19 protein-coding genes are annotated in these 14,910 nt (G+C 40.7%); 4 read left to right on the top strand and 15 right to left on the bottom strand.

What is annotated here, in order from left to right; translation table 11 throughout:
* Window positions 1-33 precede the first annotated feature (33 nt).
* From NML76_RS03975 to NML76_RS03955, 5 genes are all read right to left on the bottom strand, one after another.
* On the bottom strand, window positions 34-471 hold the full coding sequence (locus NML76_RS03975; protein WP_215194927.1) for a protein-export chaperone SecB: 438 nt from the start codon (window positions 469-471) through the stop codon (window positions 34-36).
* Window positions 468-758: a hypothetical protein gene (locus NML76_RS03970; protein ID WP_215194926.1), complete on the bottom strand. Its 291-nt coding sequence runs from the start codon at window positions 756-758 to the stop codon at window positions 468-470. Before NML76_RS03970 ends, NML76_RS03975 begins: the two co-directional genes overlap by 4 nt.
* Entirely contained in the window at window positions 752-1,306 is a 555-nt protein-coding gene (locus NML76_RS03965; protein ID WP_215194925.1) for a hypothetical protein, read from the bottom strand. Before NML76_RS03965 ends, NML76_RS03970 begins: the two co-directional genes overlap by 7 nt.
* Window positions 1,307-1,884: 578 nt before the next feature.
* Window positions 1,885-2,580: an LrgB family protein gene (locus NML76_RS03960; RefSeq protein ID WP_003008843.1), complete on the bottom strand. Its 696-nt coding sequence runs from the start codon at window positions 2,578-2,580 to the stop codon at window positions 1,885-1,887.
* Entirely contained in the window at window positions 2,573-2,953 is a 381-nt protein-coding gene (locus NML76_RS03955; protein ID WP_041818372.1) for a CidA/LrgA family protein, read from the bottom strand. Before NML76_RS03955 ends, NML76_RS03960 begins: the two co-directional genes overlap by 8 nt.
* Window positions 2,954-3,189: 236 nt before the next feature.
* Here NML76_RS03955 and NML76_RS03950 point away from each other — a divergent pair, with 236 nt between their 5' ends.
* Both NML76_RS03950 and gla read left to right on the top strand, forming a co-directional pair.
* Window positions 3,190-4,362, top strand: a complete 1,173-nt coding sequence (locus tag NML76_RS03950; RefSeq protein ID WP_195623435.1) for an NAD(P)/FAD-dependent oxidoreductase — start codon at window positions 3,190-3,192, stop codon at window positions 4,360-4,362.
* A 121-nt stretch (window positions 4,363-4,483) separates the two neighbouring features.
* Complete coding sequence (gene gla, locus NML76_RS03945) at window positions 4,484-5,356, top strand: aquaglyceroporin Gla (protein WP_195326997.1); 873 nt, start codon at window positions 4,484-4,486, stop codon at window positions 5,354-5,356.
* A gap of 49 nt (window positions 5,357-5,405) precedes the next feature.
* On the opposite strand, the gene NML76_RS03940 is transcribed toward gla, so the two are convergent.
* The 10 genes from NML76_RS03940 to tsaB all read right to left on the bottom strand — a co-directional run bounded on the left by NML76_RS03940 (window position 5,406) and on the right by tsaB (window position 12,508).
* Window positions 5,406-6,068 carry a hypothetical protein gene (locus NML76_RS03940; RefSeq protein WP_195623436.1) on the bottom strand — a complete coding sequence of 221 codons (663 nt, stop codon included), beginning with the start codon at window positions 6,066-6,068 and terminating at the stop codon, window positions 5,406-5,408.
* 103 nt (window positions 6,069-6,171) lie between these two features.
* Window positions 6,172-6,498, bottom strand: coding sequence for an AzlD domain-containing protein (locus tag NML76_RS03935; RefSeq protein ID WP_229099265.1), 327 nt, complete (start codon window positions 6,496-6,498; stop codon window positions 6,172-6,174).
* On the bottom strand, window positions 6,485-7,180 hold the full coding sequence (locus NML76_RS03930; RefSeq protein WP_195623437.1) for an AzlC family ABC transporter permease: 696 nt from the start codon (window positions 7,178-7,180) through the stop codon (window positions 6,485-6,487). The genes NML76_RS03935 and NML76_RS03930 overlap by 14 nt, the downstream gene beginning before the upstream one ends.
* Window positions 7,181-7,289: 109 nt before the next feature.
* Entirely contained in the window at window positions 7,290-7,874 is a 585-nt protein-coding gene (locus NML76_RS03925; RefSeq protein WP_195623438.1) for a hypothetical protein, read from the bottom strand.
* A 6-nt stretch (window positions 7,875-7,880) separates the two neighbouring features.
* Complete coding sequence (locus NML76_RS03920) at window positions 7,881-8,549, bottom strand: DUF443 family protein (protein ID WP_195623439.1); 669 nt, start codon at window positions 8,547-8,549, stop codon at window positions 7,881-7,883.
* Window positions 8,550-8,667: 118 nt separating this feature from the next.
* Window positions 8,668-9,225, bottom strand: a complete 558-nt coding sequence (locus NML76_RS03915; protein ID WP_195623440.1) for a hypothetical protein — start codon at window positions 9,223-9,225, stop codon at window positions 8,668-8,670.
* 45 nt (window positions 9,226-9,270) lie between these two features.
* On the bottom strand, window positions 9,271-10,251 hold the full coding sequence (locus NML76_RS03910; RefSeq protein WP_195623441.1) for a hypothetical protein: 981 nt from the start codon (window positions 10,249-10,251) through the stop codon (window positions 9,271-9,273).
* 136 nt (window positions 10,252-10,387) lie between these two features.
* Window positions 10,388-11,398: a tRNA (adenosine(37)-N6)-threonylcarbamoyltransferase complex transferase subunit TsaD gene (gene tsaD / locus NML76_RS03905; RefSeq protein WP_118396417.1), complete on the bottom strand. Its 1,011-nt coding sequence runs from the start codon at window positions 11,396-11,398 to the stop codon at window positions 10,388-10,390.
* Window positions 11,388-11,828 (bottom strand): ribosomal protein S18-alanine N-acetyltransferase, encoded by a 441-nt coding sequence (gene rimI / locus NML76_RS03900; RefSeq protein ID WP_155170335.1) that lies wholly within the window; start codon window positions 11,826-11,828, stop codon window positions 11,388-11,390. The genes tsaD and rimI overlap by 11 nt, the downstream gene beginning before the upstream one ends.
* A complete protein-coding gene (tsaB, locus tag NML76_RS03895) occupies window positions 11,825-12,508 on the bottom strand; it encodes a tRNA (adenosine(37)-N6)-threonylcarbamoyltransferase complex dimerization subunit type 1 TsaB (RefSeq protein WP_155170271.1) in 684 nt (227 codons plus the stop codon). The genes rimI and tsaB overlap by 4 nt, the downstream gene beginning before the upstream one ends.
* A 292-nt stretch (window positions 12,509-12,800) precedes the next feature.
* Between tsaB and NML76_RS03890 the strand changes: the two genes are divergently transcribed.
* Together NML76_RS03890 and NML76_RS03885 are read left to right on the top strand one after the other, a co-directional pair.
* Window positions 12,801-13,031 carry a DNA-directed RNA polymerase subunit epsilon gene (locus NML76_RS03890; RefSeq protein WP_003008866.1) on the top strand — a complete coding sequence of 77 codons (231 nt, stop codon included), beginning with the start codon at window positions 12,801-12,803 and terminating at the stop codon, window positions 13,029-13,031.
* A gap of 3 nt (window positions 13,032-13,034) precedes the next feature.
* Window positions 13,035-14,717, top strand: a complete 1,683-nt coding sequence (locus NML76_RS03885) for a ribonuclease J (protein WP_003003107.1) — start codon at window positions 13,035-13,037, stop codon at window positions 14,715-14,717.
* The last annotated feature ends 193 nt before the right edge of the window (window positions 14,718-14,910 follow it).

Genomic DNA, 14,910 nt, shown 5'->3' with positions numbered 1-14,910 from the left:
AATTGATTTTACAAGCCTTTTTCATTGAATATCTTATTTTGTATTATTAGATTTAGATAGATTTTGCATAAGATCGTATACGTTAATTGCCGGAATCTGTACATTTTGAATTCCAAACATCCCTGTTGTAGCTGATATATATGATCTGACGTATGGATATAGGATGCTAATCATGTTCGGGAAATACTTTTCAAAAACGTTCATATTTGACGTTTGATCACAGTCAGTAAACATCCCTTGAACAACAATTTCAATATGAAAAGGTTTGTTATTTTCTATATAAAATTCATCAAATAATTCAACTGATAATTCCACAACACCTGAATGGATATCATCTTTAGCTAAACTAGGTGTTGGTGATATCAAAATATCGACATCTTTTATCTCAGACAAATCAATTGCCTCGTTAATTGAATAATTTAAAGATTTGACTCTAACATTTTTTAAAATTAATTCACTATCTATGCTCATGCAGCATCACCTAATTTATTCATTTCTATATTTCTAATATTTGCAGAGTTACTACCCAATTTTGATTTAATTAAAAATTCAAAGTTGATGTGTTCAACACTAACTTTAGTTTTTATCTTTGGATATATACTATGATTCAAATTAGATAAATATCCGCTTGGTAATTGAGTTTCTTCGTATTTTTCAATTTGTCCATTACTATATATAATAGATGGCTCTTTTTGGTCTACTTCAAAATGAACATCTGCACCTTTTAAAAGCTCTATTAATTGTTCTCTACTTAACATATTTTACCTCCTTCATGTACCAATCGAATTAATTCTATATCCTCAAACGGGATTACGCTCTGATCAATAATACACAACTGATCAGATAATAAGTTAAAGCCAGCACCGTTTTCCTTCAAACTTGTTTTAGTTGAGTCAAAGGTTCTATGAACTGCTTTATATCCCTTGTTTTTTTCCAAAAACATATCAATTACCTTGCAATTTTTTTCATGTATATCTTTAAATTTGATAGTTATTTTCTCTCTATTCAAGGATTCAAAGAAATCTATAGCAAAATTATCAAGTTTATCAAGGTCTTTCTCAGTATTTAAATCTAATAATTCTGAGTCTTTTAGTTCAACCTCACATCTTAGCACTACTGGACTTGTTTTTTTATTAGGTCGATTATGCTTCGCCCACCATTTAGCCTTTTCATAATCATTAATAAAAAAATAAACTCCTTGCCCCAACCAATGATTCGATCGATAGGTGAATTTAAACTCCTTAGAAGATTGAATTTGTTTAGAATTACTTTCGCCAGTACCATGGTAACATTGATATTTAATCAATTTTTGACCTCAGTTCTCGCCACTAAATTATAAAATTATTTTTTATATTATATAGACTAATTTTCTATATACGATTCTAGTATATCATAAAACACTCATTACGTGTATCAATTTATTTTAGAAATATTTATTTCAATACCTTGATTTTAGGTAGTGTAAAATAAGTTATATAAACACAAAAAGGAATAAATCCGTTAGTCCACAAACATATAAAAAAGAGGCATTTAATCCTCTTTTACTCTCCTTCAAACACTCTGTCACTGTCCATTTACTGTCCAATATAATGTAATATTATTGAATATCGTTAATTTTTTTGAACTCTAAAGCCTTTAAAATCAAGATTTCTAATGATATCAAGACCTAAAGAATCTTAAATTAAGTCTTGCATATTCATCATAGTAATGACATTCCTTCCAACTTCTGAAATTTACAGTTCATTATACCATTTTTTAGACGCTTGGAAAAGCTTTGGATAGTAATCATGAAAAGCTTCTTTCACTCCGGATTGATTTTTAAGCTTTCACTACAAAATGAAAGAGAGCCTTTTTGAGCCTCTCTCAGAAAAATAATAAATTGTTTTAGGATAAAATCATCGAAGCCACAATTGGACTAATGAATACATACAAAATTCCTGTGATCCCAATTGCCAATCCTGCCATAGCACCGGCCACATGACCATACTTAAACGCTGTCCCTGTTCCTACTGCATGTCCTGTTCCGCCAAGGGCTAACCCAATAGCTACTGGATCTTTTATTTTTAACAGTTTCAATATCGTTGGGCCCAAGACACTTGTTAATAATCCAGTTGCTACAACTACCACAAGAGTGATGGTCGTAATTCCTTGCATTTTTTCAGTAATCCCAACTGCCATTGCAGTCGTAACTGATTTTGGAAAGAGCGAAATGGCTAGAAAGTACTTCATTCCAAATGCTTTCGCGATCAATGCTGTAAAAATCGTATTCACAATAACTGCCACTGTCGAGCCGATCAGAATACTCCGTGCATGATGCTTCATCAAATGGAAACTCTTATAGAGAGGAATCCCCAAGGCGACTGTCGATGGTCCAATCAACTGATTTAACAGGGAACCACCGACATAGTAATCTTTATAAGAAATTCCTGTAATCATTAAGAATAAGATAACGATAACTGTAGCCACTAAAAGTGGCGTTGTTATTGGATGAGGATACCTGCGGAAAATTAACATTCCAATCAAATAAGCCCAAATAGATAAGACAATCCCAAATAAAGGATTACTCGCAAAATTAGCCATGCTTGCGTCCCCCTTCTGGATAATCACCTTCAAAACGATTTTTTATAAAACTAACCACAATTGCAATTAAAGCCACATTGATAACCAAGGCTCCAACTAGAATCAACATGATCGGAAATAGATAAGGAGCAATCACATGAAATTTATCCATGATACCGACAGCAGGGGGAAGAAATAAAATCGTCATGTTTGCTAATAAAAAATTTCCTACCATATTGACGTGGCGCATGCGTAGTAACTTAAACTGCAATAATAAAAATAGGATCAACAGCCCGATCATACTTCCAGGAATTGGTAAGTGCAACCCATCCGAAATGATTTCACCAATTAATGAAATCGTGAATATAATCGTCAGTTGTACATATAATTTCATCTTCATCTCCCTTTTTTTGGATCATTTCCAATAAGGATTCGTATCCTCGCTTCTGCTTACTTAGAAGTAAACATCCATTTATCCCTATCAGTTTACTCCTTTTCGGAAAATTTGCAAGCTTTTTTCTAAAAAAATAAAACAAATTACCAAAAATTGAAGCTACTATTTTGATTCATGACATCCATTTTATGATACAATGAAACCAAAAACGGTTAAGTTACCATGAAAGGATCTACATGACTCATTTTCACACCATTGTCATCGGTGGTGGCCCAGCAGGTATGATGGCGACCATTGCCAGTGCCTCTTATGGCCAACCTACGCTACTGATCGAAAAAAATAAAAAGCTCGGTAAGAAACTCGCTGGTACCGGAGGAGGCCGCTGTAATGTCACGAACAACGGGACCTTAGACGATTTGATGGCCGGTATCCCTGGAAATGGCCGTTTTCTTTACAGTGTGTTTTCCCAATTTGATAATCATGATATCATCCAATTTTTCACCGATAATGGCGTCAAGCTAAAAGTCGAAGATCATGGTCGGGTCTTTCCTGTTAGTGATCAATCCCGCACCATTATTCAAGCTTTAGAGAATAAGATCCTTGAGCTAGGTGCTAGCATTGCCACCAACTGTGAAGTGGTTTCTGTCACCAAGCCCGAGGACGTCTTTATCATCAAGTCTTCTGAGCATACGTGGACAGCTGACAAGCTAGTCGTTACAACTGGTGGCAAATCTTACCCATCGACTGGCTCTACGGGTTATGGGTATGAGATTGCCCGTCACTTCAAGCATACCATCACCGATCTCGAAGCGGCAGAGAGTCCTCTGTTGACAGATTTTCCCCATAAGGCCTTGCAAGGAATCTCGCTAACAGATATCACACTGAGCTATGACAAACACATGATCACCCACGATCTTCTCTTTACTCATTTTGGACTTTCGGGTCCTGCAGCTCTTCGGATGTCCAGCTTTGTTAAGGGCGGGGAAATCTTGTCTCTGGATCTCCTGCCAACCACTTCTTCTCAAGATCTAAAAGACTTCCTCGAAGAGCATCGAGAAAAGGCCATTAAAAATAGCCTCAAAACCCTTCTTCCTGAGCGTCTAGCTGATTTCTTAGCCCAAGGATTCCCTGAAAAAGCCAAACAGCTGACTCCTAGTCAGACAGAAGAGCTGATCCAAAAGATAAAAGAAATGCCCATTCCAGTCACTGGTAAGATGTCTCTAGCCAAATCCTTTGTGACCAAGGGAGGGGTTAGCCTCAAAGAAATCAACCCTAAAACCTTAGAAAGTAAGCTAGTTCCTGGACTCCACTTTGCAGGAGAGGTCCTCGATATCAATGCCCATACAGGCGGTTTTAATATCACATCCGCCCTCTGTACCGGTTGGGTAGCAGGAAGCCCTCATTACTGATAGAAATTCACTAACTTTATTATTCATCTATTGAAATAAAATTTTTAAAAATTCTTTACAAGTTAGTATTTACTTGATAGAATGGATTGGTATAAAATTTATAAAGGAGATTATTAGAATCATGGATTTTGATTTTAGTGTTAAACTCATGACTGAGTTTTTCGGGACAGCATTGCTACTTATTCTCGGAAACGGTGCTGTTGCAAACGTTGAATTAAAAGGAACTAAAGGTCATCAAAGCGGATGGCTTGTCATTGCGATCGGGTACGGAATGGGTGTCATGATGCCAGCCTTGATGTTTGGTAACGTTTCAGGAAACCACATTAATCCAGCCTTTACTCTTGGACTTGCGGTTAGCGGACTCTTCCCATGGGCCAATGTTTTACCATACATCGCTGCTCAACTTCTTGGAGCTATGTTTGGACAATTGGTTGTCGTTGCTGCTCACCGTCCATACTATCTCCAGACTGAAAATCCTAACAACATCTTGGGAACATTCTCAACGATTTCTAGTTTGGATAAAGGAACTCCTGAATCACGTAAGGCTGCTACCATCAATGGTTTTATCAACGAGTTTGCAGGATCTTTCGTCCTTTTCTTTTGTGCACTTGGATTAACCAAGAATTTCTTCGGTGCAGAAGTTGCAGGCCTTGCACAAAAAGCTGCTACTGAACAAGGAGGAGTCTTCGATGCTACCTCAACAGCAGCGAAATTGGCTTTATCACAAGCACATGCCCCTGGTCTAGGAATTGCTCACTTGGCCCTTGGTTTCCTTGTTATGGCTCTTGTCACATCACTCGGTGGTCCTACTGGACCTGGTTTGAACCCTGCACGTGACTTTGGTCCTCGTTTGGTTCACGCCTTCCTTCCAAAGTCTGTCTTAGGAGAGCACAAGGGTGATTCTAAATGGTGGTATGCTTGGGTACCCGTTGTAGCCCCAATTCTTGCTGCTATCTTAGCTGTACTATTGTTCAAAGTTATCTATCTTGGATAATCTAATGACTAAAAAGACGAACTCGATGTCCTATCGAGTTCGTCTTTTTTTATTGTTCTTTGGTTAATGAAAAGCGGAAATCGTTGTATTTGGTGTAGTCAAATTCTGTATTGAGATCTGTTGTAAACACAATCGGTGTATAGTGTCCTTCTTCCAAGATAAAACCAGGTTCAAATCGGAAGTTGGCTCCACCTAAGCCTGTAATCCCAGGGAGCAAGGCATCCGCACCATCAAATCCTTCAACATTCCAATAGTAGATATTTCCAGTCGCTTGGACAGCTTTTGCTGTATAGGTCGCTGTCCGAGTTGGTTCGCTATCATTTTTGAAGCTAACCACTGTTGTCACATTACCATTGGCATCCACTGTCATTTTAATCGCATCTGCTTGTGGACTAGATCCTACCCAAGTTCCCACCAGTTCTGCAGGAACAGTAGCTTGCGTCGTAGCAGACGCATTCTCGCTCTTACTAGAGTCTTTTGTAGCTGTCGCGCTACTTGCTTGAGTCGAAGAGCTAGCTGTATCTTTTTCCTGAGAGGAAGATGCTGCACTCTTTTTGCTAGTACTTTTGGCTTTTTTCTCTACCTTGCTGGTAGATGCTTTCTCGGATGAGGAAGCTGTTTTTTTATCCTTTGCACCACAACCACCGAGAGCTAGACCAAGTGAAGCAGCTACCAGAACAGCGGCACTCCAACGGAAGATTGATTTTTTCATAAGATCACCTCTTTATCTTTATGACTCCCATTATACTCTAATTATTACAAAAATCAAGTTTTTTTTGTAATAATTGTCATTTTTCTGTAACATATTTTTGTATTTAAAATACCAATCGTAAGAGGGCGATCAAGACAATCCCAAATAAGACGGTTCCCATCAGGTTTTTGTAACGAAAGGCTACAAAGAGACTGGGAATAGTCACCACGAGGTCCAACCAGTGGAACTGAGGGAGGTTTCCAATTTTCCCATCTACTAAGCTCGATAACACCAAGGCAAAGATAATGGAAATGGGTAGGTATTTGAGAAAGCGGGTCACAGGATCCGGCAGTCCCTTGTATTTGACTAAGAGAAAGGGCAAGATCCGAGGAATCCAGGTAACAAGTGCTGAGGACAGAATGGCCATGAAGGTCGAACTATTCACGCGCATCACAGACCACCCCCACAAAACAGCCAATCAAGGTCGCAGCTAGAACAGCTAGCGGTTGCGAAACAAAAAAGAGAAAGAGAAAGAAACTCACTGTGACTGCTAACAGCACCAAGAGCATGGTCTTGGTCTTTTCTGTCAGTTGCATTCCTTGAAACTGAGCTGCGAAAATCCCAATAAACATAGCTACTAAGGCAAAATCAAGCCCAAAAGCCTTTGGATCTGGTAGAAGAGACCCTAGAGCTGTTCCAAGGACAGTGGCACTGATCCAGGCCACATAACCCACTAGATTGTTCCCATGCATCCAAGGAACTGTGATGGTATCCGTCTTTAACTTCTCACTCAAGTAGACCCCATAACTCTCATCGGTCAGGAGGCTCCCAATCCCAATGCTATGAGCGAGACTAGCATCCTTAAAGTCAGACGACGTATACAGGCTCATCAACATATTGCGGAGATTGATCAAAAAGACCGTCAGGGCCATATTGAGGATCGAGGAATGAGCTGCAATCAGGGAGATCATGGCAAACTGGGCTGCGCCTGCATAGACCAATACACTCATCAAGGCCATCTCCAAAGGAGAAAGATAGGGAGATGCTACCACACCGCAAGCCAAGCCAATACTGATATAACCTAGAGCTGTCGGCAACGCATCCTTCACCCCCTGCCAAAAATCTTTTTCCACTATCTCACTCCTTTCTGAATCATTGACCTCTATTATAACACAAGAAAAAAGGTTGAAAAAGGAGATCTGGTATAGAAAAGATAACCTCTCATTATACTCCTATCTCTACCTACTGATTTACTTTTAAATCTGATATCTCTAATGACATCTTTTCTTCTTGTGTCATGGTCTCGACAATTTGTTTTTGCTCGCTTGATATTGGCAAGGTCAAAATCGTAGCAGATTGATCCGGCAATGCTCCACTGTCACTAATTTTATAGCCAATCCGTTGATTTTGATATATGAATTGCCCATCATATTTCCAATTCAATGAAAACTCAAAATCCTTATCAATTTGAAATCCAGCTTTGTTAATCAATAGAAAAACAGCATATTCTTGTTGATTTGATGAAAAAGTTGATCCAGTAAAGTTGATCGATAGGCTTCCTTGATTTCCAAGTTCTGGATGTTCCTTGGTTAATTTCTTCCCTAATTCAATTACATTTGATTCTTTTCCTTCATACTGTGGTCCCACCACAAACTGCAAGCCTTTTTCATTTTTAACAGTTGAAGACTCTTTTGAGATCTGCTCCGTTTTGCTTGGCGAAGAATCTTTTGATTCCTGTCGAGACTGGGCGCATGCTGTTAATGATAGAAACGCTACAATCAAAACGATCGTTTTTTTCATCGTTTCTACTCTTTTTTTCTTATCCATTCAATTCTAATTACTTTTTTCAATGATTACCTCTTCTACACTATCAAGCCTTAAATTCCCTGTTTTAGCTCCTAAAAGAACTGGAACTTTACCAAATTCGAAGGTCAATAGAAAAGCCGTAAGAATACCGCCTATCACCAAAAAGATCCCCTCTTGTCCATTATTGTTGAATAAATACATGGCTAAACAGGCCAGTAAGACAACATTTAATAGATGGGCATCAAAAATTTGCTTTCTTTCTGGTATCGGCTTGAAAGTCACCCTGTATCTCTTAGTCGCTGTAGGAAATAGATTCTTAACTTTTTTACGAGCCTTTGCTATAGAAAATCGAAAGAACGCAAAAGATATAAGCATGGCAACCATGAATAAGACCATCTTTAGAAAAATTTGCTGACTAATATCATACTCACTGAATAGATTTTGTAAGAGTCTATAAACCACTCCAACAAATGGCTGGACTATAATGGCTGCTGTCCCTCCTTTTATTTTATTGATGGGTGTGCCTGGAATTGTAACCTTTTTATCTACTTCCATCATCTCAACAGTGATCTCTTCCGTTGGCAACCCCCAATAATAGAGCTTAGGCTTCATGGTACTAGCATCTAACAGAAAATTTTTGCCATTGTACTCTACCAGTTGGTGACAGAAAATACTTGTTTCTTTATATTCTAACATCCTATTTACTTCCTACATGCTTTCAACATAGCATCCTAGACGGTCTGATCAAATCCAGCTTTCTTCTCCCAATCTTCCAGATAAGGCTTTACTCACTCAATTCACCACCTATGCTATCTCATAAACTTTCCTCATCTTTCTTTTCTACTTTTTTAGCAATGCTCTCCATCATATCAGGCCATTTGGATAATTGGTAATCAAATTTGAACATAAATATCACTATAAAACTAATCATCAAAAAGAGTGATGCAATGGTTTCATTTCCGATGACAAACAAAAGAATAGCGGCTACAGTTAGGAACCTAAAAAGATTGACCAGAAATGTAAAGTACACCTTCCGTCTCTTTAATGCCTTGATGAACTTCTTGCACTGATCCTCATCCAACTTGGATGGCTGTAATTTCAGGCTTGCATGGTAATATCGAACGATCCACGCAGCTAAGAAGTAGGAGATAACACCTAAAATTGGAATCGTTCCAAGTCGTACCAACTGATTGTCAAATATTCCAGCCTCCGCTAATCCATCCGAAATTTTGTTGATAATAAATAATGTAATAGGGAGCAATACATAAGACCAGTAGTTAGGAGAAGATGTCTCTTCTAGTATGACTTTTTCCTCCCAAACAAAATGGTAATTCTTGTTCTCCCATATCCCTAAATTAATTATTGTTTGCATAACAACCTCTTTTTCACTCTCCTTGTATGTTTTCTAAATATTCTCTCAGTACCAATTTGAAATAGGTTTACCGTTATAATACTGTTGAATCTCATCGAACTGAGAGATTTTCGTATCTTTATTTTCTACACTCAGTTCTTTAGGTAGATAGGCATAATCGTACACAGAGGAACCTAATTTAAGAAATTCTGTTTCTAGATCTATCAGTTCTTTCCCATTCGTAATCACACCATTCTCAGAATTAATCACTTTATATGCAAAACCTTCTGGTTTTGAAAAGAGGTTAAATGCAGTCGGATAGGATGCCTTTAAATTGATATTCCCTTTGTAAGATTCCTCCTTCCAAAAACCATTACCAAACGGAAGAACTCCAGCAGTGTAGCCTTTAAGGGTAGAAATGGAGAGATACACTCTATTTTTCTCATTTACGTCTTCTTCCGTTATTTCTTTATCAATTTTAAGGGTTTTAAGATTAAGTAAGAAATAACGTGGCTGAGTTTGCTTCATAATTTTAATGATAGCATAGTCATTCCCATTCATTTTTCGAAGAGTTGGAAAAGATCCATAGAGCTCGAAATCATCATTTTTTACATACTCCACCATCATCTTCCAAAGATCGACTTCCTTTCGTTTCGCCTTACTCCCTGTCAAATCATAAATCTCTAAATGGGCATATTCATCCGACTTCATTTTTTTCGATGGAATAATACCTCTTACTCTGTTTCTTTGTCTAACCAAATAATTAGAGTTCGCCTCAACCCAATCTGATGAATCGGGAGACTTCAAAGATTTCTTCCGTTCTTTTTCATCAAACTTCCATTCGACCACAAGCCCATTTTTAGCATGTATAAATTGAAAGTCTTTAATATCGGATTTCGCATTATAGACCGAAAATTCGTATGACTCTTTACTCTTATCACTTTTTTCAATTTTCTTTTGTGATTCGCATCCTGCAACCAGTAGCAAACAGACCGCAAAGACAAGCATCGTACCAATTCTATATTTAGAGCTCTTCTCTTTCTTCATATCTATTCTCTCCCTCCTCAATCTTTCATTCCTTCTATCATACCGAATTTTCTTTCACCTCGCAAATCCGCTACTAGTTGGTGAGATCCCAGCAAAAAAGCCATTGGACCTTGTACATCCAATTGGCTCCTTTTTCTTATTCGATTCCTTCAAAGGCTAGGCTTGGTTTGGCATTGAGGTCCCAGCCTGCGAAGTTTTCTTTGTTCCACTCGCTGACACTGGCATAGGCGATCATCCCTGCATTGTCCCCGCAGAGGCGCAGTGGCGGAATGATAACCTTGACATCTGTGATGTCAGAAGCCAAGCGTTCACGGAGACCTTGGTTGGCTGCGACCCCACCAGCGACGACTAGAGTCTTGACCGGATATTTCTCCAAAGCCTTTTTGGTCTTGGCCATGAGAATGTCTAAAACGGCTGCTTGGAAACTCGCTGACAAGTCCGCATTGGAAAGGCTTTCTCCTTTTTGCTGGGCATTATGGTGCAAATTGATAAAGGCCGACTTAAGCCCTGAAAAAGAAAATTCCAGATTGTCTTCCTTGATCATGGCCCGTGGGAAATCGTAGATATCAGATCCTTGGTGGGCCAGCTGATCAATTTCACGTCCTGCTGGATAGGTCAAGCCCATCACGCGCCCGACCTTGTCATAAGCCTCTCCTACAGCGTCATCACGGGTCTCTCCGACGATCTTATAATCTCCTGCTTCACTGACGTAGACCAGCTCTGTATGTCCTCCACTCACCAGCAAGGCTAAGAGCGGAAACTCTAAGGGCTCCACGCTTTGAGCAGCCATCAAGTGCCCCGCCATATGATTGACAGGAATCAAAGGAAGGCCGTGCGCCCAGGCAAAGGCCTTAGCTGCAGCCAAGCCGACTAAAAGAGCCCCAACCAGGCCTGGGCCGTAAGTAACGGCTACAGCAGTGACCTCGTCTTCTGTGATCCCTGCTTCTTCTAGGGCTTCTTCAATACAAGCGGTGATGACTTCTACATGGTGACGGGAGGCTACCTCAGGCACCACTCCACCAAAACGCTTGTGACTTTCGATTTGACTGGCAATGACATTGGACAAAAGTTGGTCGTCATTTTTCAAGACAGCCACGCTGGTCTCATCACACGATGTCTCAAAAGCCAAAATATATCTATCTTTCATTCGGGTTCCTCTTCATGATCACGGCATCCTCTATCGGATCGTGATAGTAGTTTTTCCTCCGTGCAATTTCTTCAAAGTGCATTTTTTTGTATAGGCCTTGGGCCGGTTGATTGGACACGCGCACTTCTAAGAAAATCTCTTTTTGGTCCGGCAGCTGCGCGAGTAACTGCTGGGCTAGGCCTCGGCCCTGAAAAGCGCGCTTGACCGCAATCTGCAAGACCTCTGCTTCATAGAGAGTCTCTTGAATGGCGACAAACCCAAGGACTTGCCGCTCCTCATCCAGGGCTATGAAATAAGTACTTGATGCCTGCTCTAAATCAGCTTGGATCTGCTCCAACTTCCAGGGGCTGTGGGTATAGACATCTTCCATCACAGAGAGAATAGCGGCTGCATCCTGAATTCGCCCCTTTTTGATTTCTACTTTGATCATAAACGCTTGATGTAGGAGGTCGTTGTTTCCGTGTGGTCTTTGAGCCAATTTTCCTCTGCTTCGACCCGTTTGAGATAATTAGGGACAAAATCATGGAGGCTTGCAGGCGCTTGTTTGAGGCCGAGACATCCGATTTTGACTGCATTTGGCAGGGTTTCATAGTAAGTAGCCCTTGGCAGGCTAGAGGCAATCTGCTCCTTAAAGGGAGTGATTTCTCCGACAAAAGTGACCTGCTCACTTGTTGCTGCACGATCTAGGACTTCCTCAAATGGAAAATGCCCTTCTGGTGCAACCAGCTGATCTTCTTGGTAAAAACCTGCATAAACGTTGTTTCGACGGGCATCCATGACAGGAACTACCAAACCTTCTAGATCATCTGGCACTAGGGCTAAGAGGCTCGAAACCCCGACCAACTCAATCCCTAAGGTATGAGCCAAGGTCTTTGCGGTTGCGACCGCAATGCGCAGCCCAGTGTAGCTCCCAGGACCTTCTGCCACCACGATACGATCCAAGTCCTTGGGTGTCAAGTCAATTTGTTGCATCAAAAAATCGATGACCGGCATCAAGGTGATACTATGATTCTTTTTAATGGTTAATGTTGTTTCTGCAAGTAGAGTCTCATCTTCTAAAATCGCTACAGAAAGAGCCTTACTCGAGGTATCAAATGCTAATAATTTCATTTCCTACTCCTCTTGAACTGGATTATATTATACTACAAATTCCCTTCAAATCCCAGCGAAACTCTCCTCTAGAGCGCAGGATTTTCCTATCCAAAACCGCTCAAAAGCTTCTCTATTATAGGTCTTTGCCTCTCTGACTTTTCCAGTCTATCTTTTACTTACAGGCGAATTTATGATATAATGATAATTAATTGTATCGAATCAGGTCCACTGGTTGCGAGTAGGAAACTCTAGTGATTGCACTCCTCCGCAGCTAACAAATGGACCGAAATAATGAAAGGAAAATTACTTCATGATTTACAAAGTTTTTTATCAGGAAACAAAAGACCGCAACCCTCGTCGTGAAACAACGCATGCACTTTATCTCGATATTGATGCACCAAACGAACGCGAAGGACGCATCCAAGCACGTCAATTGGTTGAAGCAAACACAGATTTCAACATTGAATTTATCACACCACTTTCTGAGCAACACCTTGCTTACGAGAAAGAGTCAGGTGCTTTTGAACTAACGGAGTACTAATCCATGGCTTATACCTTAAAACCTGAAGAAGTTGGTGTATTTGCCATTGGTGGACTTGGAGAAATCGGAAAAAATACCTACGGGATCGAATACCAAGATGAAATCATCATTGTCGATGCCGGGATCAAATTTCCAGAAGATGACCTCCTTGGGATCGACTATGTAATCCCAGATTACTCTTATATCGTTGACAATATCGATCGCGTCAAAGCGGTCCTCATTACCCACGGGCACGAAGACCACATTGGTGGGATTCCTTTCCTTTTGAAGCAAGCCAATGTCCCTATCTATGCTGGACCTTTGGCGCTTGCCTTAATCCGTGGAAAATTAGAAGAGCATGGCCTTCTTCGTGATGCCAAACTCTACGAAATCAACCAAAACACTGAGCTTCAATTTAAAAATCTTAAAGCAACCTTCTTCCGTACGACTCACTCGATTCCAGAACCTTTGGGAATTGTGATTCACACCCCTCAAGGAAAGATTGTCTGTACCGGAGACTTCAAGTTTGACTTCACACCTGTTGGGGAACCAGCTGACCTCCATCGCATGGCAGCTCTTGGAGAAGAAGGCGTTCTCTGTCTGCTCTCAGACTCAACCAACGCGGAAATTCCAACCTTTACCAACTCTGAAAAAGTGGTTGGCCAATCCATCATGAAGATCATCGAAGGGATCCACGGGCGCATCATCTTTGCTTCCTTTGCTTCAAATATCTTCCGTCTCCAACAAGCTGCTGAGGCTGCTGTCAAGACCGGTCGCAAGATCGTCGTCTTTGGACGCTCGATGGAAAAAGCCATCGTCAACGGAATTGAGCTTGGCTACATCAAGGTCCCTGCTGGAACCATTATCGAGCCAAATGAGATCAAAGACTATGCGGCCAATGAGATCCTGATCATGTGTACAGGAAGCCAAGGGGAGCCAATGGCAGCCCTCTCTCGGATTGCCAACGGAACGCACCGCCAAGTGCAACTCCAACCAGGAGATACCGTGATCTTCTCTTCTAGTCCAATTCCTGGAAATACAACCAGTGTGAATAAATTGATCAATACGATTTCTGAAGCGGGTGTAGAGGTCATTCACGGAAAGATCAACAACATCCATACTTCTGGACACGGGGGGCAACAAGAACAAAAACTCATGCTCCGCTTGATCAAACCAAAATACTTCATGCCTGTCCATGGTGAATACCGGATGCAGAAGATCCACGCAGGACTTGCGCGTGATTGCGGAGTGGAAAAAGACAATATCTTCATCATGAGTAATGGTGATGTCCTCGCTCTTACAGCCAACTCTGCTCGGATCGCAGGAAGCTTCAATGCTCAAGATATCTATGTCGATGGAAACCGCATCGGTGAAATCGGGGCTGCTGTCCTTCGTGACCGGAGAGACCTTTCTGAAGACGGTGTTGTGCTTGCTGTTGCGACTGTTGACTTCAAATCGAAGATGATCCTGGCTGGACCAGACATCTTGAGCCGTGGTTTTATCTACATGCGTGAATCAGGAGATCTGATTCGTGAAAGCCAACGCATCCTCTTCAATGCAATTCGCATCGCCTTGAAGAACAAAGATGCCAATATCCAAACCGTCAATGGTGCGATTGTTAATGCCCTTCGCCCATTCTTATACGAGAGCACGGAACGTGAACCTATCATTATCCCAATGATTCTCACACCAGATGACGAAAATTAAAAAAACAACCAGTTGAGACCACTGTTTCGACTGGTTTTATAGTGACCTTTTGAGGATCAAAAAGAGAGTGGGACAGAAATCGGTAATTCGTTAGAATTCGATTTCGTCGTCCCACCTCCGCACAGTTGAGTAGGGCTGTAAAAGCTGATGAAATCAGCGTAGTAGAGCCCACTCAACCACTGCGTCTTGCTCG

Source organism: Streptococcus sp. CF8_Ac1-9 (assembly GCF_024295565.1).
Lineage (GTDB): Bacteria > Bacillota > Bacilli > Lactobacillales > Streptococcaceae > Streptococcus > Streptococcus parasanguinis_X.
The sequence above is the reverse complement of the archived record's forward strand: the minus strand, read 5'-3'. Positions and strand labels throughout refer to the sequence as shown.